The 21,904-nt window shown below is 67.0% G+C and carries 20 protein-coding genes; 9 read left to right on the top strand and 11 right to left on the bottom strand.

Annotation, left to right across the window (positions count from 1 at the left end):
• The first annotated feature begins 213 nt into the window (after positions 1-213).
• Positions 214-357, top strand: coding sequence for a hypothetical protein (locus ACSQ3M_RS18020; protein WP_181430569.1), 144 nt, complete (start codon positions 214-216; stop codon positions 355-357).
• Between the two features lie 79 nt (positions 358-436).
• Here ACSQ3M_RS18020 and ACSQ3M_RS18015 read toward each other — a convergent pair whose 3' ends face one another.
• Positions 437-1,063 (bottom strand): biotin transporter BioY, encoded by a 627-nt coding sequence (locus ACSQ3M_RS18015; RefSeq protein WP_436151431.1) that lies wholly within the window; start codon positions 1,061-1,063, stop codon positions 437-439.
• A 220-nt stretch (positions 1,064-1,283) separates the two neighbouring features.
• Here ACSQ3M_RS18015 and ACSQ3M_RS18010 point away from each other — a divergent pair, with 220 nt between their 5' ends.
• Positions 1,284-2,219: an MBL fold metallo-hydrolase gene (locus ACSQ3M_RS18010; RefSeq protein ID WP_436151430.1), complete on the top strand. Its 936-nt coding sequence runs from the start codon at positions 1,284-1,286 to the stop codon at positions 2,217-2,219.
• 3 nt (positions 2,220-2,222) lie between these two features.
• Here ACSQ3M_RS18010 and ACSQ3M_RS18005 read toward each other — a convergent pair whose 3' ends face one another.
• From ACSQ3M_RS18005 to ilvD, 3 genes are read right to left on the bottom strand one after another with little or no spacing between them, the layout of a single operon-like run.
• Positions 2,223-2,999 (bottom strand): DUF1499 domain-containing protein, encoded by a 777-nt coding sequence (locus ACSQ3M_RS18005; RefSeq protein ID WP_436151429.1) that lies wholly within the window; start codon positions 2,997-2,999, stop codon positions 2,223-2,225.
• 5 nt (positions 3,000-3,004) lie between these two features.
• Positions 3,005-3,910 (bottom strand): DMT family transporter, encoded by a 906-nt coding sequence (locus tag ACSQ3M_RS18000; RefSeq protein WP_436151428.1) that lies wholly within the window; start codon positions 3,908-3,910, stop codon positions 3,005-3,007.
• Positions 3,911-3,939: 29 nt separating this feature from the next.
• Positions 3,940-5,781 (bottom strand): dihydroxy-acid dehydratase, encoded by a 1,842-nt coding sequence (ilvD, locus tag ACSQ3M_RS17995; protein ID WP_436151427.1) that lies wholly within the window; start codon positions 5,779-5,781, stop codon positions 3,940-3,942.
• 93 nt (positions 5,782-5,874) lie between these two features.
• Here ilvD and ACSQ3M_RS17990 point away from each other — a divergent pair, with 93 nt between their 5' ends.
• From ACSQ3M_RS17990 to ACSQ3M_RS17980, 3 genes are all read left to right on the top strand, one after another.
• The gene (locus ACSQ3M_RS17990) at positions 5,875-6,777 is read left to right on the top strand and encodes a LysR substrate-binding domain-containing protein (protein WP_436151426.1); all 903 of its coding nucleotides are present in this window, start codon (positions 5,875-5,877) and stop codon (positions 6,775-6,777) included.
• Between the two features lie 450 nt (positions 6,778-7,227).
• On the top strand, positions 7,228-9,432 hold the full coding sequence (locus tag ACSQ3M_RS17985) for a methyl-accepting chemotaxis protein (protein WP_436151425.1): 2,205 nt from the start codon (positions 7,228-7,230) through the stop codon (positions 9,430-9,432).
• A 101-nt stretch (positions 9,433-9,533) separates the two neighbouring features.
• Positions 9,534-10,319, top strand: a complete 786-nt coding sequence (locus ACSQ3M_RS17980; protein WP_436151424.1) for an alpha/beta fold hydrolase — start codon at positions 9,534-9,536, stop codon at positions 10,317-10,319.
• A gap of 473 nt (positions 10,320-10,792) precedes the next feature.
• Here the strand turns inward: ACSQ3M_RS17980 and ACSQ3M_RS17975 are convergent, their stop codons facing one another.
• The 4 genes from ACSQ3M_RS17975 to ACSQ3M_RS17960 all read right to left on the bottom strand — a co-directional run bounded on the left by ACSQ3M_RS17975 (position 10,793) and on the right by ACSQ3M_RS17960 (position 14,953).
• On the bottom strand, positions 10,793-11,578 hold the full coding sequence (locus ACSQ3M_RS17975; protein WP_436151423.1) for a hypothetical protein: 786 nt from the start codon (positions 11,576-11,578) through the stop codon (positions 10,793-10,795).
• A gap of 301 nt (positions 11,579-11,879) precedes the next feature.
• A complete protein-coding gene (locus ACSQ3M_RS17970) occupies positions 11,880-12,410 on the bottom strand; it encodes a dihydrofolate reductase family protein (RefSeq protein ID WP_436151422.1) in 531 nt (176 codons plus the stop codon).
• Positions 12,411-12,505: 95 nt separating this feature from the next.
• A complete protein-coding gene (locus tag ACSQ3M_RS17965) occupies positions 12,506-13,204 on the bottom strand; it encodes a hypothetical protein (RefSeq protein ID WP_436151421.1) in 699 nt (232 codons plus the stop codon).
• Positions 13,205-13,330: 126 nt separating this feature from the next.
• Complete coding sequence (locus ACSQ3M_RS17960) at positions 13,331-14,953, bottom strand: long-chain-fatty-acid--CoA ligase (RefSeq protein WP_436151420.1); 1,623 nt, start codon at positions 14,951-14,953, stop codon at positions 13,331-13,333.
• A 118-nt stretch (positions 14,954-15,071) separates the two neighbouring features.
• Here ACSQ3M_RS17960 and ACSQ3M_RS17955 point away from each other — a divergent pair, with 118 nt between their 5' ends.
• The 3 genes from ACSQ3M_RS17955 to ACSQ3M_RS17945 all read left to right on the top strand — a co-directional run bounded on the left by ACSQ3M_RS17955 (position 15,072) and on the right by ACSQ3M_RS17945 (position 18,117).
• Positions 15,072-15,554 (top strand): MarR family winged helix-turn-helix transcriptional regulator, encoded by a 483-nt coding sequence (locus ACSQ3M_RS17955; protein ID WP_129157660.1) that lies wholly within the window; start codon positions 15,072-15,074, stop codon positions 15,552-15,554.
• Positions 15,554-16,402, top strand: coding sequence for a patatin-like phospholipase family protein (locus ACSQ3M_RS17950; RefSeq protein WP_436151419.1), 849 nt, complete (start codon positions 15,554-15,556; stop codon positions 16,400-16,402). Before ACSQ3M_RS17955 ends, ACSQ3M_RS17950 begins: the two co-directional genes overlap by 1 nt.
• A gap of 251 nt (positions 16,403-16,653) precedes the next feature.
• Positions 16,654-18,117: an amidase family protein gene (locus ACSQ3M_RS17945; RefSeq protein ID WP_436151418.1), complete on the top strand. Its 1,464-nt coding sequence runs from the start codon at positions 16,654-16,656 to the stop codon at positions 18,115-18,117.
• On the opposite strand, the gene ACSQ3M_RS17940 is transcribed toward ACSQ3M_RS17945, so the two are convergent.
• The 3 genes from ACSQ3M_RS17940 to ACSQ3M_RS17930 are packed head-to-tail and all read right to left on the bottom strand — an operon-like array spanning position 18,114 to position 20,119.
• Positions 18,114-19,148 carry a P1 family peptidase gene (locus ACSQ3M_RS17940; protein WP_436151417.1) on the bottom strand — a complete coding sequence of 345 codons (1,035 nt, stop codon included), beginning with the start codon at positions 19,146-19,148 and terminating at the stop codon, positions 18,114-18,116. The genes ACSQ3M_RS17945 and ACSQ3M_RS17940 overlap by 4 nt on opposite strands.
• A gap of 24 nt (positions 19,149-19,172) precedes the next feature.
• Positions 19,173-19,571 (bottom strand): VOC family protein, encoded by a 399-nt coding sequence (locus ACSQ3M_RS17935; RefSeq protein WP_436151553.1) that lies wholly within the window; start codon positions 19,569-19,571, stop codon positions 19,173-19,175.
• Between the two features lie 17 nt (positions 19,572-19,588).
• Positions 19,589-20,119, bottom strand: coding sequence for a hypothetical protein (locus ACSQ3M_RS17930; protein ID WP_436151416.1), 531 nt, complete (start codon positions 20,117-20,119; stop codon positions 19,589-19,591).
• A 287-nt stretch (positions 20,120-20,406) separates the two neighbouring features.
• Here ACSQ3M_RS17930 and ACSQ3M_RS17925 point away from each other — a divergent pair, with 287 nt between their 5' ends.
• Positions 20,407-21,789 (top strand): aminotransferase, encoded by a 1,383-nt coding sequence (locus tag ACSQ3M_RS17925; protein ID WP_436151415.1) that lies wholly within the window; start codon positions 20,407-20,409, stop codon positions 21,787-21,789.
• Positions 21,790-21,904: the final 115 nt, after the last annotated feature.

Genomic DNA, 21,904 nt, shown 5'->3' with positions numbered 1-21,904 from the left:
CGGGCGATTACTATTTCCTGTCTTTCGAAACGAGAAATTTATTGCAACGCCTGTTATGCATGCATAGGTAAAAAATTGCGGCAACGCCTTCGTGCCGAAGCGTGACCACAATGGTGTTCTGATCACCCCGGCGTTTCACCATAGCGTGGCGCTCCGGTGGCGCGGCGCTGGCCGCTTCGCTATGCTCGCGCCGCAATCTGGAGCCGCGTTCGCATGAAATCCGTTTTTCGCCTCATCGCCGTCCTCGGCCTCACGACACTGCTCGCCGGCTGCGACCGCTGCGGCAACATGATGGAGCTCGACATGTTCCTGCAGCCGGTCAAGAAAGCCTGCACCGACCAGAAGCCACAGGGCTGAGCCCCTCCGGACGACACGGCAGGAAACAAAGAAGCCGGGGCTGGGCCCCGGCTTCTTGATTCAGAAGCTGCCGAACGGCTCAGCCGCGGCGCTTCAGCACCGACCAGCCGGCGCCAACCAGGCTCGCCGCCAGCGCCGCCTTGATCAGGTCGCCGAGCAGGAAGGGCTGCACGCCGGCCGCCCAGGCCTTGGCGAAGCCGATACCGGTCGCCCCGCTCGCCATCTGCGCGCCGAGCGCCAGCCAGGCGAAACCCAGCGCCAGCAGCGCGATCTCGGCCAGCACCACGCCGCCGGCGAGACGCCAGAGCGAGGCGCCGCGCGAGCCGGCCCAGCCGGCGATTGCAGCCGCGGCGACGAAGCCGATCAGGAAGCCGCCGGTCGGCCCGAGCAGATAGAGCGGGCCGGCCGCGACTGGCGGGGTATTGGTGAACACCGGCAGGCCGAAAAGGCCATAGGCAATGTAGAGCGCGACGGTCGCAGCGCCGAGACGCGCGCCATAGGCGGCGCCGAGGCCGAGCACGGCCAGCGTCTGCAGCGTCATTGGCACCGGCCAGAACGGCACCTTGACCTTGGCGGCGGCGATGATCAGCAGGCTGCCGACGACGGCGAGCGCAATAGTGCGCAGGACCCGCGTGCGCGGATCGGACAGGGCCGGCAGGGCCGCGTTGACCATGGTGGTGGTAGACAAAGGCAGCGTCTCGGCCATCGGATTTGTCCTTCTTCTTCAGGCGCCGTCGACGCCCGGCTCGTTCGTCTATAGGAAATGGCCCGCCGGCCGACAAGCCGGCGCTAGAGCCGGATCCGATCAGGTTGGCACAACTTGATCGGTGAATCCGTCTCTAAACTTTTGATTGAGAACACGTTATCCGGTCAGATTGCCCTGCAATCTGCCCGGCGTGTGCTCATGCCCGCCCCCGGATGCGCAGATGGCCAGCTCTACTCCCGCTACCGACGAGCAACTCGATTTCGACCGCGACCCTGGCGCGGCGTCGGGCGAGCTCGTCCAGCTCTCGCCCTTGGTCCGCCGCCTGATCGCCGGCAATGGCGGGCCGATGACCTTCACCGGCACCTGCAGCTATATCGTCGGCCGCGGCCGGATCGCGATCATCGATCCCGGCCCGGATGATCCCGCCCATATCGAGCGCCTGCTCGCCGCCATCGCCGGTGAGACCGTCACCGACATCGTCATCACCCACACTCATCGCGACCATTCCCCGGCCTCGCGCGCGCTGAAGGCGGCGACCGGCGCGCGCATCGTCGGTTGCGGCCTGCACCGCCCGGCGCGCGAACTCGTCCTCGGCGAGATCAACCCGCTCGACGCCGCGGCCGACAAGGACTACGCGCCCGATCTCATCATGGCCGAGGGCGACGCGGTCTCCGGCCCGGGCTGGACCTTGCAAGCGCTGGAGACGCCGGGCCACACCGCCAACCATCTCGCCTTTGCCCTGCCTGAGGAGAACACCTTGTTCTCCGGCGACCACGTCATGGCCTGGTCGACCTCGATCGTCGCCCCCCCCGACGGCTCTATGGTCGCTTACATGGCCTCGATCGAGAAGCTGCGCGGCCGCGACGACCGGCTCTACTGGCCCGGCCATGGCGGCCCGGTGCGCGAGCCGCAGCGCTTTTTGCGCGGGCTGGTCCAGCACCGGCGTCTGCGCGAGGCGGCGATTCTTAGCCGTTTGCAGGCCGGCGACGAGACGATTCCCGAGATGGTGCCGCCGATCTACCAGGAATTGCCGGCAGCACTACGCGGCGCCGCCTCGCTCTCGGTGCTGGCCCAGCTCGAGGATCTGGTCGCACGCGGCATCGTGCTCTGCGACGACGAGGCGCCGATGCTGACGAGCCGCTATCGGCTGGCTTGAGGCTCAGCGCAGCTCGACGAGGAGTTTGACCTCCTCCTCGAACGCCGCGATGCGCTTCGCGTTGGCGCCAAAATCAAAGCCGCCGAGCCGCGAGGCCGAGCGGATGTCGATGCGACTGCCATCGGCGCGCGGCCGAATGCGGATGGTGATGTCGTCGACGAGGCGCAGCACGCGCGAGCGCGCCACCGCGTCGAGCCGTCCTGCCCCGCTGCGCCCGCCGGGCGCCGCGCCTTCCAGCACCTGCCAGCCGAGATTGACGCTGGCTTTGCGGGCGATGTCGTAGGCGACCTCGGCCGGCAATTCGAGCACGATCGGCAGCGCCTTCGGATAGCCCTGGCGCTGCGCCGCGCGCCGTTCGGCCGGAACATCCGGCGGTACGCGCCCCTCGCGCGCTGCCAGGGCCACACGCGAGCGGCTGAAAGCCGGCGGCTCGGCGATATCGGTCGAGACGTCGGCGATCAGCGGCAGGGTCGCGAGCTGGAAGCCGGCATAGGCAACCGGCACCAGCAGCAGCAGGCAAAGCACGAAAGCCTGCACGGCGATGCCGATGCCGCGATGCCCGTCCTGCCAGATCCTCACGAAGGCGGCGAGCGCCAGCAGAAAAGCGAGCAGCACGAAGATGTAAGCGCCGGCGATCGGCGCCAGCCGTTCGAGCGAGGGCTGGCCGAAGCGGAAGATCAGCACGGCGAGCGCGACCACCGTCAGCCCGAACAGGGCCAGCCGCCGGCTCCAGATCGCCGCGCGCGAAATCGGCTCCTCGAAGACGAGACGACGGTGCATCTCTCTTAGGTGGCGGAGCGCCCGGCGGAAGGCAAGCCGCGAGCTCCATCGGTGGTCGCCAGCCAGATGCCCACGCCGACCACGACGATCCCAACCACAAGATTCCAGCCGATCGGTTCGTTGAGCATCAGCGCCCCCACGAGCGATGCGGTGACCGGATTGACCGTGACCGTCACAGCGACGCGCGTCGGCGAGGCGCGCTCAAGCGCGAAAGCCCAGAGATAGAACGTCAGGGCTGCCCCGAATGCACCGAGATAGATCGCCGCCGACCATTGCTGCCAGCCGAACTGCGCCACGGCATCGAAGCTGCCTCGCAGCGCCGAGACGGCAATCAGAATGAGCGCGCCGATCGCCATCGCGACCGCCGTGAACGGGATCGGGCCGCAGCGTCGGATGACCGGCTTCGACCAGATGCCATAGAGCGCCATGCAGAACGCCGCCGCGATCATCAGGAGATCGCCGAGCCAGGCCATCGGCGGCGCGTGGCCAAGGCCGGACAGGAGCGCGAATCCGACCCCCGCCATCGCGGTCAGCACGCCGGCGGTCTTCCGGGTCGTCAGCGCCTCGCTGCCGAGCAGCGCGCCGACCACGAGCGTCAGGAGCGGTAAGGTCGACAGCGCCAGCGCGCCGCGGGCGCTGGTCGTGTAGATCAGGGAGGCGTTGAACAGGACCGGAAAGACCGCGAAGAAGAGCAGACCGAGGCCCGCAGTCTGCAGCCAGTCCCGGCGATTCGGCCAGCGCTGCCCGGAGATCAGCGCGATCGGCGCGAGCAGCAGGCAGCCGATGCCGAAGCGGAACGATCCGATCGCCAGCGGATCGACGTGGGCGACGAGATAGCGCGTCGCGCCGATCGAGGTGCCTCCGAAAGCGCTCGACGCCGCGGCAGCCAGCACGCCCCAGAACTCGGCCATGCTGACTATCTCCGGCTACCGCCGACCGCTCAGTCGATCGCGCGCACCGCCCCCTTGGCCGCGCTGGTCGCCAGCGCCGCATATGCTTTCAGCGCGGTCGTGACCTTGCGCTTGCGCGGCGCCGCCGGCTTCCAGGCATCCTTGCCCTTGGCCTCCATCGCCGCACGCCGGCGCGCCATCTCCTCGTCGGAAACCTTGAGGCTGATGCCGCGGTTCGGGATGTCGATCTCGATCACGTCGCCGCTCTCGACGAGGCCGATCGCGCCGCCTTCCGCCGCTTCCGGCGAGACATGGCCGATCGAGAGGCCGGACGAGCCGCCCGAGAAGCGCCCGTCGGTGATCAGCGCGCAGGCCTTTCCGAGCCCCTTCGATTTCAGATAGCTCGTTGGATAAAGCATCTCCTGCATGCCCGGCCCGCCGCGCGGTCCCTCATAGCGGATCAGCACGATCTCGCCGGCCTTGACCTTGTTGTTGAGGATGCCCTCGACCGCCGCGTCCTGGCTCTCGAAGATCACGGCCTTGCCGGAGAAGGTCAGGATCGAGGCGTCGACGCCGGCCGTCTTCACGATGCAGCCGTCAAGCGCGATGTTGCCGTAGAGCACGGCAAGGCCGCCATCCTGCGAATGCGCATGCGCCTTCTCGCGGATGACACCGGTCTCGCGATCGAGGTCGAGCTCCTCGTAGCGCCGGTCCTGGCTGAAGGCGACCTGCGTCGGCACGCCGCCCGGCGCGGCACTGTAGAACGAGCGCACCGCCTCGCTCTGCGTCTGCCTGATGTCCCAGCGCTCCAGCGCCTCGGCCATCGTGGCGCTGTGGACGGTCGGCAGCGAGGTGTCGAGCAGCCCGGCCCGGTCGAGCTCGCCGAGGATCGCCATGATGCCGCCGGCGCGGTGGACGTCCTCCATGTGCACGTTGGCGACGGCGGGCGCGACCTTGCACAGCACCGGCACGTTCCGCGAGAGCCGGTCGATATCGGCCATGGTGAAGTCGATCTCGGCCTCATGCGCGGCCGCCAGCAAATGCAGCACCGTATTGGTCGAGCCGCCCATCGAGATGTCGAGCGTCATCGCGTTCTCGAACGCCTTGAAGCTCGCGACATTGCGCGGCAGCACCGAGGCGTCGTCCTGGTCGTACCAGCGCTTGGCGATATCGACGATGAGATGGCCGGCCTCGACAAAGAGGCGCTTGCGGTCGGCATGGGTCGCCAGCGTCGAGCCGTTGCCCGGCAGCGCCAGGCCGAGCGCCTCGGTCAGGCAGTTCATCGAATTGGCGGTGAACATGCCCGAGCAGGAGCCGCAGGTCGGGCAGGCCGAGCGCTCGATCACGTCGACCTCGGCGTCGCTGAGGTTGCTGTCGGCGGCGGCGACCATGGCGTCGACGAGGTCGACCTTCTTCAGCACGCCCTCGGCGATGTACTTGCCGGCTTCCATCGGCCCGCCCGAGACGAACACGACCGGGATGTTCAGGCGCATCGCCGCCATCAGCATGCCGGGGGTGATCTTGTCGCAATTGGAGATGCAGACCATCGCGTCCGCGCAATGGGCGTTGACCATGTATTCGACGCTGTCGGCGATCAATTCGCGCGAAGGCAGCGAATAGAGCATGCCGTCATGGCCCATGGCGATGCCGTCATCGACCGCGATGGTGTTGAATTCCTTGGCGACGCCGCCGGCCTTCTCGATCTCGCGCGCCACCAATTGCCCGAGGTCTTTCAAATGGACATGGCCCGGCACGAACTGGGTGAACGAGTTCACCACGGCGATGATCGGCTTGCCGAAATCCGAATCCTTCATGCCGGTGGCGCGCCAGAGCCCGCGGGCGCCGGCCATGTTGCGGCCATGGGTGGTGGTGGCGGATCTCAGCCTCGGCATGCTTGACCTCGTCGACAGGGCGTCCGAACAGAAGGGTTCGCCCTATAGCTAGCGGCGGCGAGCGACCAGCCAAAATTGAATTATTCGATTTTGATGATCGACGCTGTCCATGCTGCGGGCGCGAAAGGCCTGCCAATGCTGCGCAATATCGACATCGACCTGCTGCGGTCCTTCGTCACCATCGCCGAGCTGCGCTCCTTCACCCGCGCCGCAGCGGCCTTGAACCGCACCCAGTCGACGATCTCGACACAGGTACGAAAGCTCGAGGAGATCGCCGGCCAGACCCTGCTGCAGCGTTCGCCGCAGGAGGTGCTGCTGACTCGCGCCGGCGAGGATTTCCTTGGCTATGCCCGCCGCATCGTCGCGCTGCATGACGAGGCGCTCGACGTCGTCCGCGCCCAGAGCGTGTCCGGGCGCGTCCGGCTCGCGGTGATGGACGATTACGCCACCATCGTCCTGCCCGAGACGCTCGCCCGCTTCGCCCGCTCGCATCCGGAGGTCGAGCTCGAGGTCACCACCGGTTTCACCCGCGACCTGCTCGCCAGTCTCGGCGAGGCCTTCGACATCGTCCTGGCGACGCAGAAGGCCGGCGACGGCAGCGGCGACGTCCTGCGCACCGAGCGCACCGCCTGGGCCTGGTCCGACCGGCACGATCTTCCACCGGCCGGCCCGCTGCCGCTTGCGCTGCTGAAGGCGCCGAACATGTATCGCGAATGGGCGCTCGCCGCGCTGAACGAGGCCGGTCGGCCCTGGCGCATCCTGTTCTCCTCCTCCAGCATCGGCGCGGTCGAGGCGGTCGCGGCCGCCGGCGCGGCGCTGACCGTGGTCAAGGCCGGCACCGCCCGCGAGGGCCTGCGCCTGCTCAGCGCGGGGGAAGGCTTGCCCGCCCTGCCGGCCTCGGAGATCGCGCTGCACCTGGCGCCGGGGCGCCCGACGCCGGCAGTGCGAGCGCTGGCCGGTTTCCTGGCCGAAGCGCTCAAAGCGGAGACTGACTGAACCGCTCAACGGGAACCGGCGGTATGTCTACACATGTCACGCCAAGTATAAATCGAGTTGCATCGACTAAAAATAAGCACGCAATACGTGCAACCTAGCCATCTCTGTCATGCTGGCACGCCAGCAGTGCAACCTACGTGCATAATCATGCAACTCTGGGACGCAGCGCTCGTATAGACATTGCGGGTGCCAGTAAAATTCAGAGATTCAGTAAAAATTTACTGTCTTTGAGCATCATCTGCCTAGAAAATTGGCACTCTGGATATTCCGCATGCATGGCCGCGGCGGCGTTACGCCATCACGTCTGCACCTTGCCCGCCGCGAGCAGCCAGCGCTGCTGATCAGCATGACAGCACCTGCGGTCAGGCGCCCCGTCTTCACGCCCCCTACGAGCTCGTCGCGAACCGCTCCGCCTGACTCCACCTGTCCCCGTCGTTTAGGATCATCAGCATGCGCCTGGCCGCCAATCTCACGATCAAGCAGATCTTCCTCGCCGTCGCCGGCCTCTACGCAGCCCTGATCCTGGCGATCGGCGTGAGTTGGTACTACCAGCAGCAGGCTGCCGCGGCTGTCTCCGACGCCTATCGCAAGGAGCACGCCTCTTATCTGCTCGCGGATGAATTCCGGCAGAGCTCCGACGATCTAACCAGGCTGGCGCGGACCTTCGCGGTCACCGGCAATCCGCGCTACGAGCAGCAATATCTCGACGTCATCGCCATGCGCAGCGGCGAGAAGGCGCGGCCGGCCGAGCCGCACCGGATCTACTGGGACCTCGTCCTCGACAACGCCGTACGGCCGCGCGGCCCGGGCGAGACCAAGGCGCTCCTGACCGCAATGAAAGAAGCCGGCTTCACCGATGCCGAATTCGGCAAGCTGAACCAGGCCCAGTCCAAGTCGGATGCCCTCGTCAACCTGGAGACGCGCGCGATGAACGCCGCCAAGGGTTCGTTCGAGGACGGCAACGGCCGTTACACCGTCAAGAAGGAGCCTGACCTCAAGCTGGCTCGCGACCTGCTGCATTCGGCTGATTACGATCGTTACAAGGCCGATATCATGAAGCCGGTCGACGAGTTCTTCGGCCTGGTCGAGGCGCGCACGCGCAATCTCGTTGAGACAGCCACCACCTCGCTCCACCGGATCGAGTGGCTGCTCACCCTGCTGCTCGGGGGACTGGTCGCCCTTGTGGTCGCAACCGGCGCCCTGATCGTCTCGCGCGTCGTGCGGCCACTCGCCGCGATCAGGACCAGCATCGACGGTCTCTCCAATGGCGAGCTCGAGACGCCGATCCCGCAGACCGGGCGGCAGGACGAGGTCGGCGCCGTCGCAGCGGCGCTGCTGCTGTTCCGCGACAAGCTGGTTCAGATCCGCGCGCTGGAAGCCCAGGAGCGAGCGGAAGCCGCAGCGCGCGCCGCACGGGCCGAAGCGATGTCGCGGGTCGTCTCCGATGTCGGCGAAGTCGTCGCCGCAGCGGCCGAGGGCGATTTCTCGGCCCGCCTGCAGATCGACGATGCCGACGAGCAGATGCAGAAACTGGTCGCCGGCATCAACCAGATCAACGCCGTCGTCGACAGCGCCACGACCGAGTTCGTCGCCGTGCTGCAGCGCGTCGCAGAGGGCGACCTGACACAGGACGTCGCTACCGAGTATCGTGGCCGCTTCGGCGAGCTGAAGACGGCGGTGAACGAGACCGTCGAGCGCCTGTCCTCAACCGTTCGCACCATCCAGCTCACCGCTGCCGATGTCGGCCTCTCGGCCCGCGAGATCGCGACCGGCGCCGACGACCTGTCGAAGCGCACCGAGGAGCAGGCCTCCTCACTCGAGGAGAGCGCTGCGACCACCGAGGAGCTGGCGGCTTCGGTCAAGGCCTCGGCCCAGGCCTCGCGCCAGGCCGCGACGACCGCCGAGGAGGCGATGCGCGCGGCCGAGGGCGGCGGCACGATCGCCGGCGAGGCGATCGCCGCCATGGCCCGCATCGAGAGCGCCTCGAAGAAGATCTCCGACATCACCCGCGTGATCGACGACATCGCCTTCCAGACCAATCTGCTGGCTCTGAATGCGGCAGTGGAAGCGGCCCGCGCCGGCGACGCCGGCAAGGGCTTCGCCGTCGTCGCCAGCGAGGTCCGCACCCTCGCCCAGCGCTCGGGCGAGGCCGCCAAGGATATCTCAGGGCTGATCTCCTCCTCCAATATCGAGGTCGATCAGGGTGTGAAGCTGGTGCGCCAGGCCGGCGAGGCGCTGACGCAGATCCTCGCCGCCTCGCAGAAGGTCGCCTCGACCATCGGCGACATCTCTTCCGCCGCGGTCGAGCAGGCCAACGGCATCGAGGAGATGAGCCAGACCGTCGCCCATATGGACGAGATGACCCAGCAGAACGCCGCACTCTCCGAGCAGAGCGCCGCTTCCGCCAATGCGCTCAACCAGCGCATCAGCCAGCTCAACGAGCTTGTCGCGGCCTTCAGAACCGGAGTCGGCACGACCACCGGCGGGATGCCTCACGTCGCCCCTCCCCGCCAGGCGGCCAGGCCCACCATGGCGAAGCGGCCCTCGGCCGAGCCTGCGCGCCTGCAGAAGCTCGCCGAAACCGCCTTCAGCCCCGCTCCGCGCAAGGTCGCCAATGCCGGCAAGCACGGCGACAGCGGTTGGGCGGAGTTCTGACACCCCTGCCGGCCGCCTTTCGGGGCGGCCGGCGTCCTTGCGAACACGGCGAGGGCAGAGGCAGAATGAACGCCTCGACAACTGCCGACAGGCCTGCCCGAGTGACGACCATCGATCAACGGGACAGTCTGCTCCCGCTCGGCGACCATCGCCTGTTCACGCGCAGCTGGGCGCCATCAGGTCCTGAAGCGAGCCGGCTTGCACCGATTCTGCTGTTCCACGACTCGCTCGGCTGCATCGAACTCTGGCGCAGCTTTCCCGAAAAGCTGGCAGCAGCGACCGGCCGGCGCGTCATCGCCTATGACCGTCTCGGCTTCGGCCGTTCCGATCCGCATCCGGAACGGCTCGGCGTCGGCTTCGTCGCGGATGAGGCGGAAAGCGTCGTTCCGCATCTCTGCGGCCAGCTCGGCATCACGGATTTCGTCGCCTGCGGCCATAGCGTCGGTGGCGCCATGGCGATCGAGACGGCAGCGCGATGGCCGCAGCGCTGCCAGGCACTCGTCACCATCGCCGCCCAGACCTTGATCGAGGATAGGACCCTCGCGGGTATCAGGGTGGCGCAGGGCGATTTCCAGGACGCAGGCAACCTCGCCCGGCTGGCGCGCTATCACGGCGACAAGACCGCCTGGGTGCTGGACGCCTGGATCGGGACCTGGCTCTCGCCCGCCTTCGCGGACTGGACGCTCGACCGGCCTTTGGCCGGCGTGCGCTGCCCGGTTCTCGCCGTCCATGGCGAGCTCGACGAATACGGCTCGACCCGCCATCCGCAGCGCATCGCCGAGGGACGCGGCGAGGCGCTGATCCTCTCCGGGATCGGCCATGTGCCGCATCGCGAGGCCGAGGCGACGCTCGTTGCAGCGATCGAAAACCTCCTCGCCGCGGTCTGAACCGCGGCGCCGCCCTCATCCGACCCGGCTACACCGGGCCACTTTTTCTCCAGAGAGGAGAAGGTGAGCGCCGGGGATAACTCTCCAATCAATCCCCGCCCCTGAAAACTGGCGTATTCTCCTCCCCGTCCCGCCCGACCAAGGGGGCTGTCGCGAGGCATCGTGCGGCCGGGCGGGAGAGCGGTGTCCGTCCTGAACAGCCGTTGCGGGCTGGAATGGCGGAGGGCCTCGTCGTCCGGGCTTGAGCCCGGTCCAGCCGGACCTGAAAGCTCGGCGAGGCATCTTAAGAGAACCGCGCGTGGGGTTCGGGAGCGGCGAGCATCAGCCGCTTCGACATTTCGACATCGACATTCGGCACGCGGCGAAGGCTGCCGCACCCGGACCCCGCGCACCCCTTGGGCTTGCGCTTGCCTTCAACCCCTCGCGGCGGGAGCCGGCGGGGCTGCAATCGTGCCGAAGATGCTGGCCTCGCCCTATCGCAGCATGTCGGCGAGCGCCTCGCGCATCGCCGCGCTGGAGATGTGGAACACCCCCTGATACGGCAGGTCGAGGTCGACGATCACGAACATGATGCTCGAGACCGACAAGACGCCGATCGCCAGAACAGCGGCGCTGAGCGCACGGCGTGGGATCTGCAGGCCGAAACTCAGGAAGACCAGGCTGAGCCAGAAACATAAGATGCCGACGAAGAAGCCGCCGGATGGCGCGTTCGCATCCTCGATGACGTTCCATCTTGCGGATGAGACATCCGCATAGGCTGCACGGCAGCGGGCCGCGGAATATTCGAGGCCCGTGGTTGGCAGGGCGTCCACGTCCGCACCGATATCGCTCATCAATCGCGACAGGCCCCGATCCTCGCCGCGAACAGTCATGCCGCGCGTATCGGGCATGCCTGCGACTATAGGCGCCGCCTCATGAGGCCATGTGCTCGCGATCACCGCGGCCGTGTACTGTTGAAGTTTCAGCCTGGTCGGGTCGGCTGCGGCTTTGAAAATGCGCAGGCATTGATCGAGATTGGCAAGGCGCGCCGCATAGGTGGAGCGGTTGCCGCTCGTGACGTCGAAACGCGCCCGGGTCGTCGACAGTTGCAGGCTGAGGATGAGCGCGGCGAAGGTGACCATCAGGCCGGTCACGAGCCTGATCGAATCCATGTTCTCGCTGGTCAGGTGATGCTCGTGCAGACGTTTCCGCAAAGCCATGCCTACGAGCGCACTGGCGCTGAACAGCGTGACAAACGCGAAGACCAGGAGAAATTCCATTCGGCCCCCTCGTCGCGGCGGATGATCGGGCGTCCGGCCGGCGTGAACGTCAGCTTTTACTGATCCCCTCACCTCGGCAAGCGGTGCTCCCTGAACATATCCCTCTGCGCCATCTTCTCGATCTTGCTCGCGCGCGGCGGAAAGCCGCCGCATCCGGACCCCGCGCACCCCCCTTGGGCTTGCGCTTGCCTTCAAACCCTCGCGGCGGGAGCCGGCGGGGTTAGAGGTTTGTGTTCAACCTGTGCTTTCCAATCCAAAGCCGACCTGACGCATCGACTCGGCCGTCGGGCGAGTTGCGTGATCAGGCAGGAACATAGGTCAGCCTGATCACGTCATCGCCAATCAGATCGCTGCCCGCAAAGCGAAGCCGCGGCCGGGGGCCGGCGAAGAATGGCTTGCCGTGACCGAGCACGACCGGGTGGAGGTAGAGTTGATACTCATCGATCAGACCAAGATCGGTCAGGCTTCGTGCCAGGCCTGGTCCAGACACTGAAATCTCGCCGACGAGCCGGGCCTTCAGCCCACCTATCACCGCCTCGACGTCATCCGCGACAAGTGTGGCGTTGGGACCGACCGACGTCAGCGAGCGCGACACAACCCATTTCGGTTGGTTCCGCCACGCCGCCGCGAATTCGTGCCGCTCGGCGCTCCACTCAGGACTGTCTTCGTCCCAATAACGCATGACCTCGTACATGCCGCGACCGTAGACACTGCCGGCCAGGTTGCGCACCTGCTCTGTCCAGTGACGAAAGATCGTCGGGCCTGACGACATTTTCAGATGGTCGACGTAGCCGTCGAGGGACTGGTTCATTCTGAAGATGAGCTTCGCCATGCTGCAAGATCCCAACCCGACAACCGAACGTCGCGAGTTCCGGATGTTGCCGAAATCGCGACCTCACAAGCGATAGCGGCCTCGCGGCCGCAATGTCATACCGTTCCGGCGGAAGCGTCGTTGTCCGCCCCATGATCACTCAGCATGTGATCAGCCAGGCTGTAGCAATGGCTCGCCTGATAGGCGTTCCGGCCTCGGTTCATGTGCGTCAGGTTGAACGTCCGGATGGCCTGCAACGCATCGCGCTCCGCGAGGAATTTACCGATCGAGGAGAAGCCGCGGACCTTGATGCCGAAAATGTCCTCGCCGCGGGGGAAGACATAGCTGACGTCTTCCGGCGTCATCACGCAGCGCTCAAGCAAAGCGTCGTCAACCTGGCCCTGGTTGAGCGAATGGTCCGTGGTGAAATCGGAAAGATGCACCAGAAAGAGCGCCCGGATGCCCTCGCCGTCGGCATAGAGCGAGAAAAGCTCCATCCAGCTCACATTGACGCGAATGAGCGCCTTGCCTGGCGTCGAGGGCAGGCAGGAAACCGACCAGTAGTGCCGCTCGGTCCGGCGCGGGATCGGGATGCAATCGCGGCCGTACCGCCGGAGAATCTCCAGGACCTCTTGCGCCTGCGGCCGGCGCAGCAGCTTCCCAAACCGCGCGACGTATTTGAGACGCAGTTCCAGGGACTCCGTGCGCTCGTCGGCGTCATGCAGGATCGTCTTGCCCTGCATCCAATCGCGCTGCTGCTGGAGATCCAGGAATCGGCGCAGGCCGGTGGTACTTGGGCGGCCAGTCGCGCTCACGTCAGATACCCGGTCGGTTCGGATGGGCTGTCGGCAATTCGATCCGCCTCAGATACCGCCCAACCGAGCGAAAAACGACCGAAACTCTCACGTCGCATGTCATATGCACCTCGCTGCTGTCGCGCCTCACCCCGGCAGCCGATATTCCTTGAACATCTCGCGCAGCGCCGTCTTCTGGATCTTGCCCGTCGCCGTGTGCGGGATCGCCTCGACCAGCACGACATCATCCGGCAGCCACCACTTCGCGATCTTGCCGGTCATGAAGGCCAGCATCTCCTCGCGGCTGGGCGACCGCCCCGGCTTGGGCACAATCACCAAGAGCGGCCGCTCGTCCCATTTCGGATGGGCAACGCCGATCACCGCAGCTTCCGCCACGTCGGGATGGCCGATGGCGAGGTTCTCCAGCTCGATCGAGGATATCCATTCGCCGCCGGACTTGATCACGTCCTTGGAACGGTCAGTGACCTGCATGTAGCCATGCGGGTCGATCGTCGCGACGTCGCCGGTGTCGAAGAAGCCGTGCTCGTCGAGGATCGGCTGGCCGTGGCGATAATAGGCGCCGGCGACGGCCGGTCCGCGCACTTTCAGGCGCCCGAAGGTCTTGCCGTCCCAGGGCAGGTCCCGGCCATCATCGTCGGTCAGGCGGAACTCGACGCTGAATTGCGGATGGCCCTGCTTGACCTTGAGATCGTAGAGCGCCTCGCCCGTGAGCTCGGCATAGATTGGCTTGATCGAGCAGAACGAGCCGATCGGGCTCATCTCGGTCATGCCCCAGGCATGGTCGACGGTGACGCCGTATTTCGTCTCGAACGCCTCGGTCATCGCCCGCGGACAGGCCGAGCCGCCGATGACGACGCGCTTCAGCGTATCGAGCTTGCCGCCACTCGCTTCCAGATGCTGGAGCAGGCCAAGCCAGACCGTCGGCACCGCCGCGGTCAGCGTCACGCCCTCGCCATTGAGCAATTCGAGCAGCGAGGCGCCGTCGAGCTTGGCGCCGGGCATGACCAGCTTCGCCCCGGTCATCGGCGCCGAGAAGGCCAGCGACCAGCTATTGGCATGGAAAAGCGGCACCACCGGCAGGACGACGGTGCGCGCCGACAGGCCCATATAGTCGGGCTGGGCGCAGGCCATGGCGTGCAGCACGTTGGAGCGGTGCGAATAGAGCACGCCCTTGGGGCCGCCGGTCGTGCCGGAGGTGTAGCAGAGCCCGGCCGCGGTGTTCTCGTCGAACTGCGCCCAGGCGAAATCGGCATCGGCCTCGGCGAGCCAGTCCTCGTAAGCGACGGCGTTCCTGAGCGAGGTCTCAGGCATATGCGCGGCGTCGGTCAGGATCACATAGCGCTCGACCGTCGGCAGCTTGTCCTGCAAGCCCTCGACCAGCGCGACGAAGCTCAGGTCGAGGAAGAGCAGCCGGTCCTCGGCATGATTGATCAGCTGGGCGATCTGCTCGGGGAAGAGCCGCGGATTGACGGTGTGGGTGATCGCGCCGATGCCGCTGATCCCGTACCAGAGCGCCAAATGCCGGTCGGTGTTCCAGGCCAGGGTCGCGACGCGGTCGCCGAGGCGGATGCCCTCGCGCGTCAGCCGCTTGGCGATCGTCAGCCCCGTCTGCCGGATCTCGGCATAGGTGGTGCGACGGATCGGCCCTTCGACGCTGCGGGAGACAACTTCGCGGGTGCCGTGCTGGATCGCCGCGTGGTCGATGATTCGGTGGATCAGCAGCGGCCAATTTTGCATCAGCCCGAGCATGCGTTTCTCCCTGTCGTCTTGCTTCGCTTTTTGGCAGCATAGCGAGCGGGCGCCCTGCGGCGAAAGCCCTCGCGTCCGATTGGGAGATGAGTTAGTTTATAACTAAACGATCTAGGGAATGAACGCCTTGTCCGTGCCGCGCCCAGCCCCCGCCCCGGAGCCCATCGAACCGGACCGCGTCTGGTTCCGCTTCATGCGGTTGCACCAGCGCATGCTGGGCCAGATGACGGCGCGTATCCGCGAGCTTGGCCTTTCGATCCCGCAATTCGACCTGCTCTCGACGCTGACCGAGCGCGAGGGCATCAGCCAGAGCGAACTCGCCGAGCGGCTCTACGTCACCAAGGGCAATGTTTCCGGCCTGGTCGACCGGCTGGTGCAGGCCGGCCTGGTCGAACGCCGCGCCATCGTCGGCGACCGGCGCTCCTACGCGATGCACCTCACCGCCGAAGGCCGCCGCCTCGCCGAAGCCGGGATGACGACGCAGCGCGACTATGTCGCCCAGACGCTCGGCAAGCTGCCGGCGGCGGATCTCGCCGAACTCGACCGGCTGGTCCTGTCCTGGCGCGAGCGCGCCCGCGCCCTCGATACGGACCAGGGCTGATGTTCGCAGGCCTGGCCTATGCCGGCGGCGGCAACCGCTGCTACTGGCAAGGTGGCTTCTACGAGACGGTCGCGCCGCGCATCGGCCTTGCGCCCCGCCGCATCGTCGGTGCCAGCGCCGGCGCCGGCGCCATGCTCTACAATGCGCTGGGGCTGGGGCCGACCGTGCGCGAAATGCTGCGCGAAGCCTGCGCCGGCCGCACCTCCGAAGTCGACTGGGCCGCCTTCCGCCGCGGCGGCAGGCTGTTCCCGGTCGCCGAAATGTATCGCGAGATGCTCACGGCGCTGTTCACGCCCGAGCGGCTGGCGGCGCTGAAGGCTCGGGCCGATTTCCTGATCGCGATCTCGCGGCCGCCGCGCTTCTGGCCACTGCCTGTCATCACCGCGCTCGGCATCGGCGCCTATCAGCTCGAGAAGCGCCTGCGCCGCCCGGTGCATCCGACCGCCGGACGCAGGCTCGGCTTCCGGCCGGACCTGATCCGCATCGCCGACTGCGCCGAACCGCAGGACCTCGTTGCCGCATTGATGGCGAGCGCCGCCGTTCCTCCCTTCATGCCGGCCGGCCAAATCGGCGCCCGCGCCGCCCTCGATGGCGGCCTCGTCGACAGCGCCCCCGCCTGGGCGCTCGCCGATATGGAGGCCGCAGGCGAACAGACGCTGGTGGTGCTGACGCGTCCCTTCGCCGAGGTGCCGCAGGTCGAAAACCGCACCTATGTCCGCCCTTCGCAAGTTATCCCGGTCAGCCAGTTCACCATCCGCAACTGGGACGGCATCCGCTTCGCTTACGAGCTCGGCGTCAGGGATGGTGAGGATTTCCTGCGCGGCACGGAGCGGCGGAAGGCGGGGTAAGCGGATCAGGATTCGGTAGGCACTGCCGGCGAACAAGGGCGCGAAGAACCCTTCTCCCGTGTGGGAGAAGGGCAGGGATGAGGGCCTGCCCCATCCGCAGAAGGCGGAACGGTATCCACATCGCCCCAGTAATCAGCGGCGGTCCCTCACCCCTGCCCCTCTCCCATCCGGGAGAGGGGTTCCCCGCGCTTCATTGTCCTCGCCAGCGACCCTGGTCTACGACTTGATCCTCTCTCCCGCCGGATTCCCCGATGGCCTCGATCGACCTCAACGCCTCCGCCACTAGCCTGCGTGCCGGCCTGCTGGCGCGCCGCTTCAGCGCTACGGAGCTGCTCGAAGCGACCTTCGCCCGCATCGATGCGCTGAACCCGTCTCTCAACGCCATCGTCGCGCAGGACCGCGAGGCGGCGCGGGCGTTTGCCGCAGAGTCGGACCGTCGCATCGCCGCCAGCGAGGCCCGGCCGCTCGAAGGTTTGCCGATCACGATCAAGGACGCTTTCGACGTCGCCGGCCTGCCTTCCTCCGGTGGCCTGCCGGCCTATAAGGAGCGCATTCCGGCCGAGGACGCTGCCGCCGTCGCCCGCCTGCGCGCGGCCGGCGTGGTTATCCTCGGCAAGACCATGGTTCCCGTCTTTTCCGGCGACTTCCAGAGCTACAACCCCGCTCATGGCGTGACCAACAACCCCTGGAATGCCGCGTACTCGTCCGGCGGCTCGTCAGGCGGAGCAGCGGCCGCGGTCGCCACCGGGATGAGCGCCTTCGAGCTCGGCTCCGATCTCGGCTCCTCGACCCGCTGGCCAGCGCAGGCCTGCGGCGTCTTCGGGCTCAAGACCAGCTGGGGGCTGGTCTCGACCTGGGGGTTGATCCCGCCGCCGCCTGAGCGGCGCACCTTGCGCAATGCCGATCTCGTCGTCGCCGGTCCGATCGCTCGCGCCACTGAAGACCTCGACCTGATCCTGCCTGTGCTTACGGGCCCGCGCGATCCGAATGTCGCTGGCGCCGCCCTATCCGCTCCGCGCAAGACGGAGGCAAAGGGCCTGCGTGTCGCAATTTGGGCGCAGGAGCCATTCGCGCCGGTCTCAAGCGAGGTCTCGGAGACCGTGCGCGAGGCCGGACGTCGCCTTGCCGAAGCGGGTGCGATCATCGACGAGACGGCGCGTCCGGGCTTCCGTTTCACCGAGGCCTATGAGGTCTATGCGCTGCTGAACCACGCCGTCGTCGCCTACGGCCTGCCACCGAAGGTGCGGGCCCGCATCCAGGCGCAGGCCGCGAAATACGCGCCCGGCGACCTCTCGCATCAGGCACTGCAGGCGCGCGGCGCCCGTATGACGCCCGGCCTCTATCAGCAGATCCATCAGCGCCGACTGGCGCTCAAGCGGCAATGGGCCCGCTTCTTCCAGAACTACGACGTGCTGCTCTGCCCGCCGGCGCCGGTCGCGGCGCTGAAGCATGATCACCTGCCCGATTTCCACGCCCGCCGGCTCGACATCGACGGGTTGGAGCGCCCCTATCTCGATTTCCTGTGCTGGGCGAGCCTCGCCACCGGCGCCGACCTGCCCTCGCTGAGCGCACCGGTCGGGCTGTCACCAACTGGCCTGCCGACGGGCGTGCAGATCATCGCGCCCTTCGGCGAGGATCGGACGGCGATCGCGGTCGGCGCGATGCTGGAAAAGCTGGGCGGCGGCTACCGCGTGCCGCCGGTCGCTGCGGCCTAGGCCTGCAGCCAATCCGCCAGCGACGGCCTGCGATTGCCGTCGCGCCCGACCGTTTCCGGCGCGGCGAGCATGCCGTTCAGCACCGCCTCCTGCGTCGCCTCAGCCGCGGCGCGGAACGGCAGGTCGATCCGGTTCTCGTTGAGCACGGTGAGCGGGACGAGATCGGCTTCATCGTGATGGTCGATCCGGCTCGCGGTCGAGAAGGCGATGGCGATGTCGCCGCTGCCATTGCCCCAGAAGGCGCCGAGCCGCGCCAGCCCTGCGCCGCAGCGCCGGGCGATGCGCGTCAGCTGACGGCTCTCGAGCGGCAGGTCGGTCGCCAGCACGATGATGATCGAGCCGCGCTCCGGCGGCTGAACCGGACTTGCGGCAGATGGCACCGGGCGACGGCCATCCGGCAGGACGAGATCCCCGGCATTGCCGAAATTCGCCTGCACCAGCACGCCGAGCGTGAAGCCGCGGCCGTCGAGTTCGAGCAGCCGCGAGGCGGTGCCGATGCCACCCTTGAAGCCGAAGGCGCTCATGCCGGTGCCGGCGCCGACCGCCCCCTCCTCGACCGGCCCGCCACTGGCCGCATCGAGCGCCGCCTCCGCATCGGCGACCGTCAGGCGCCGGGCGCGGATGTCGGAGAGGAAGCCGTCATTGCATTCGAGCACGAGCGAATTAACCGTCCCGGTGCTGCGGCCGATCTCCGGATTGTTGGCGAGCGCCCGTTCGACCAGGGCCTCAATGCCAACAGCGACCGAGAAGGTATTGCCGAGCAGAAGCGGCGTCTCAATCTGGCCGAGCTCAGCGAGTTGCATCAACCCGGCGCTCTTGCCGAAGCCGTTGATCACCTCGACGCCGGCCCGGACCTTCTCGCGGAAGAGATCGCCCTGATGCGGCAGCAGCGCCGTGAAGCCGGTCAGGACATCGCCCTCGCGCACCGTGCGATGGCCCACAGTGACGCCGGCCACATCGGAGATCGCGTTGAGCGGACCCGGCGGCAGCGAACCGCAGACCAGGCCGTAATCGCGCGCCCGCTTGCCCAAGATGATCTCCTGTCTCGGTGCCGATCAGATCGCCGCGTTGAACACGGCCTCGATATTGTGGCCGTCGGGGTCGACGACGAAGGCCGCGTAATAGTGCGGGCCGTAACGCGCGCGCAGACCGGGCGCGCCATTGTCACGCCCACCATGCTGGAGCGCGGCGCGGTGGAACAGGTCGACTGCCTGCCGGTCGGGCGCCGCGAAAGCGACATGGAACCCCGGCCCCAGCGGCCGCTGCCCGTCCGGCCTATGCTTCAGCGCCAGCGCATCACCACCGCCAGAAACACCGTAACCAACGGCCTGATTGGCTTCGCCGGGCCTGAGATCGCTCCAGACGCGGACGTAGCCGAGCGGCGCGAGCGCCGCGTCGTAAAACGCGGCGGCCCGCTCGATATCGGCAACCCCAAGCGACAGATGATGCAGCATCGGCCGGTCCGCCTCGCTCACGCGGCCGCCTTGACCTTGGCCACCGTCATACGCGACCGCCCGCCGGCCAATTCCTCGCGCAGCACCAGGCGCTCGTCGGCGGCGACCACGCCGAGCGGCACGTCACGGTCCGGCAAGACGGCGGTCGCCGACTTGTTGAGGAAGACGACGACCGGGCGGTTGCCGGCCGCAGCCCAACGGCGCAATTGCGTCAGATAGGGCTCCTTGCGCCAGGCCTGCGGCGCGCCGGGATCGAGCTGGACGAACAGCCAGCTCGTCGCCGGGTCCATGGTCAGCACGAAGCGGGCCTTGTCGGGCTTCCACTCTGGACCGAGGAACCCCTGCGTCATCCACAGGCAGAAGAAATCGCGGCACTGCTGCGGCCGGGTCGGGTAAATGTTGCAGCAACGCCCCGGCTGACAATGCTGGCACCAACTCCCGGCGACGCTGTCGACATCAGGGTTGTCGTAGACCTTGCAGCACAATGTGCAGCTGCCGCAGTCGCGGCCGGGCGCCGGCTGGTTCGCCATGCGGGCGGGATCGATCATGCAGCTCCCCACGAAAAGGCGCGGCACCATGCGCATCGGGCGCGCTGCTGACAAGCCATGATTGGAATCGTTCCAGGCACAATCTGCGTCATCAGCCCTCATCCTGAGGAACCGCGCAGCGGCGTCTCGAAGGATGAGGCCTGAGCTTTGACGCCGCCTCAAGATTCCGACGAACCTCGCCCGTCCCGCGCCAGACTCTGCCCCGATCTGCAGGAAAATCGCTCAGCGCTTGCGCCGATCGCGGTCTATGCTCGCATAAACAACGCGTAAAAAAGCAGGAGCCGGGAATGCTGACCAACCTCGCCGTCCGTGACATCGAGACGCTCGTCCACCCCTATACCAACCTGGCGACGCATCGCGAGGTCGGCCCGCTGATCCTGGAGCGCGGCAAGGGCGTGTTCGTCTACGACGTTTCCGGCAAGGACTATATCGAGGGCATGGCCGGGCTCTGGTGCACCTCGCTCGGCTATTCCAACCAGGAGCTGGCCGAGGTCGCCTATGAGCAGCTGAAGAAGCTGCCCTTCACCCATCTCTTCTCCGGCCGCAGCCACGACCCGGCGATCGAGCTGGCCGAGAAGCTGAAGGAGATCGCCCCGGTACCGATCTCCAAGGTGTTCTATGGCGCCTCCGGCTCGGACGCCAACGACACCCAGGTCAAGCTGGTCTGGTATATGAACAATGCGCTCGGCCGTCCCAAGAAGAAGAAGATCATCTCGCGGCTGAAGGGTTATCACGGCGTCACCGTCGCCTCGGCCTCGCTGACCGGCCTGCCGGCCAACCACACCGATTTCGACCTGCCGCTCCCCGGCATTCTGCACACCTCCTGCCCGCATCATTATCGCTTCGCGCAACCGGGCGAGAGCGAGCTCGACTTCTCGGCGCGCCTTGCCGCCGAGCTCGACGAGATGATCCAGCGTGAGGGGCCGGACACGGTCGCCGCCTTCATCGCCGAGCCGGTGATGGGCGCCGGCGGCGCGGTGACCCCGCCGGAGGGCTATTTCGAGGCGATCAACGCCGTCCTCGCCAAATACGACGTCCTGTTCATCGCCGACGAGGTCATCACCGGCTTCGGCCGCACCGGCGAGATGTTCGGCACCACGACCTACAAGATGAAGGCCGACACGCTCTCCTGCGCCAAGGCGCTGACCTCGGCCTATTTCCCGCTCAGCGCCGTGCTGATCAACGAGCAGGTCTACGAAGTGCTCGTCGACCAGAGCAAGAAGATCGGCACCTTCGGCCACGGCAACACCTATGCCGGCCATCCGGTCGGCTGTGCGGTCGCGGTCAAGACGCTGGAGATCTACCAGCGCGACCGGATCATCGAGCATGTCCGCAAGGTCGAGCCGAAGTTCCTGCAGCGCCTGACGAAGCTTGCCGAGCATCCACTGATCGGCGAAGCCCGCGGCGTCGGCCTGATCGGCGGCATCGAGTTCGTCAAGGACAAGGCGAGCAAGGCCCAGTTCGAGGCCAAGAAGGGCGTCGCCCTGAAGTCGACCAGCTTCGCCCAGGAAGAAGGCCTGATCCTGCGCGCGCTCGGCGGCGACCGCGTCGCCTTCTGCCCGCCGCTGGTGATCACCGAGGCCGAGATCGACGAACTCTTCGACCGCTACGAGCGGGCGCTGGCCAAGACGCTCGACTGGGTCAAGGCGGAAGGCCTGCTGGCGGGCTGACGGAAAACGACAGAGCGCGGGATCCCCTCTCCCGGATGGGAGAGGGGTAGGGGTGAGGGACCGCCGCTGATTGCTGAAACGCTACGGAGCCGCTGCGCCTTCTGTGGTTAGGACA

It is taken from the genome of Allobosea sp. LjRoot90, from assembly GCF_964254315.1.
In the GTDB taxonomy this organism is placed as follows: Bacteria; Pseudomonadota; Alphaproteobacteria; order Rhizobiales; family Beijerinckiaceae; genus Allobosea.
This window is presented reverse-complemented; position numbering and strand designations above follow the sequence as displayed.

Excerpts from the sequence above, each read along its gene's own strand:
- ACSQ3M_RS17925 (WP_436151415.1), top strand. The coding sequence starts at position 20,407 with ATGCTGACCAACCTCGCCGTCCGTGACATCGAGACGCTCGTCCACCCC.
- ACSQ3M_RS17990 (WP_436151426.1), top strand. The coding sequence starts at position 5,875 with ATGATCGACGCTGTCCATGCTGCGGGCGCGAAAGGCCTGCCAATGCTG.
- ACSQ3M_RS18015 (WP_436151431.1), bottom strand. The coding sequence starts at position 1,063 with ATGGCCGAGACGCTGCCTTTGTCTACCACCACCATGGTCAACGCGGCC.
- ACSQ3M_RS18020 (WP_181430569.1), top strand. The coding sequence starts at position 214 with ATGAAATCCGTTTTTCGCCTCATCGCCGTCCTCGGCCTCACGACACTG.
- ACSQ3M_RS17975 (WP_436151423.1), bottom strand. The coding sequence starts at position 11,578 with ATGGAATTTCTCCTGGTCTTCGCGTTTGTCACGCTGTTCAGCGCCAGT.
- ACSQ3M_RS18005 (WP_436151429.1), bottom strand. The coding sequence starts at position 2,999 with ATGCACCGTCGTCTCGTCTTCGAGGAGCCGATTTCGCGCGCGGCGATC.
- ACSQ3M_RS17945 (WP_436151418.1), top strand. The coding sequence starts at position 16,654 with ATGGCCTCGATCGACCTCAACGCCTCCGCCACTAGCCTGCGTGCCGGC.
- ACSQ3M_RS18000 (WP_436151428.1), bottom strand. The coding sequence starts at position 3,910 with ATGGCCGAGTTCTGGGGCGTGCTGGCTGCCGCGGCGTCGAGCGCTTTC.
- ACSQ3M_RS17960 (WP_436151420.1), bottom strand. The coding sequence starts at position 14,953 with ATGCTCGGGCTGATGCAAAATTGGCCGCTGCTGATCCACCGAATCATC.
- ACSQ3M_RS17950 (WP_436151419.1), top strand. The coding sequence starts at position 15,554 with ATGTTCGCAGGCCTGGCCTATGCCGGCGGCGGCAACCGCTGCTACTGG.
- ACSQ3M_RS17935 (WP_436151553.1), bottom strand. The coding sequence starts at position 19,571 with ATGCTGCATCATCTGTCGCTTGGGGTTGCCGATATCGAGCGGGCCGCC.
- ilvD (WP_436151427.1), bottom strand. The coding sequence starts at position 5,781 with ATGCCGAGGCTGAGATCCGCCACCACCACCCATGGCCGCAACATGGCC.
- ACSQ3M_RS17985 (WP_436151425.1), top strand. The coding sequence starts at position 7,228 with ATGCGCCTGGCCGCCAATCTCACGATCAAGCAGATCTTCCTCGCCGTC.
- ACSQ3M_RS18010 (WP_436151430.1), top strand. The coding sequence starts at position 1,284 with ATGGCCAGCTCTACTCCCGCTACCGACGAGCAACTCGATTTCGACCGC.
- ACSQ3M_RS17970 (WP_436151422.1), bottom strand. The coding sequence starts at position 12,410 with ATGGCGAAGCTCATCTTCAGAATGAACCAGTCCCTCGACGGCTACGTC.
- ACSQ3M_RS17955 (WP_129157660.1), top strand. The coding sequence starts at position 15,072 with ATGAACGCCTTGTCCGTGCCGCGCCCAGCCCCCGCCCCGGAGCCCATC.
- ACSQ3M_RS17930 (WP_436151416.1), bottom strand. The coding sequence starts at position 20,119 with ATGATCGATCCCGCCCGCATGGCGAACCAGCCGGCGCCCGGCCGCGAC.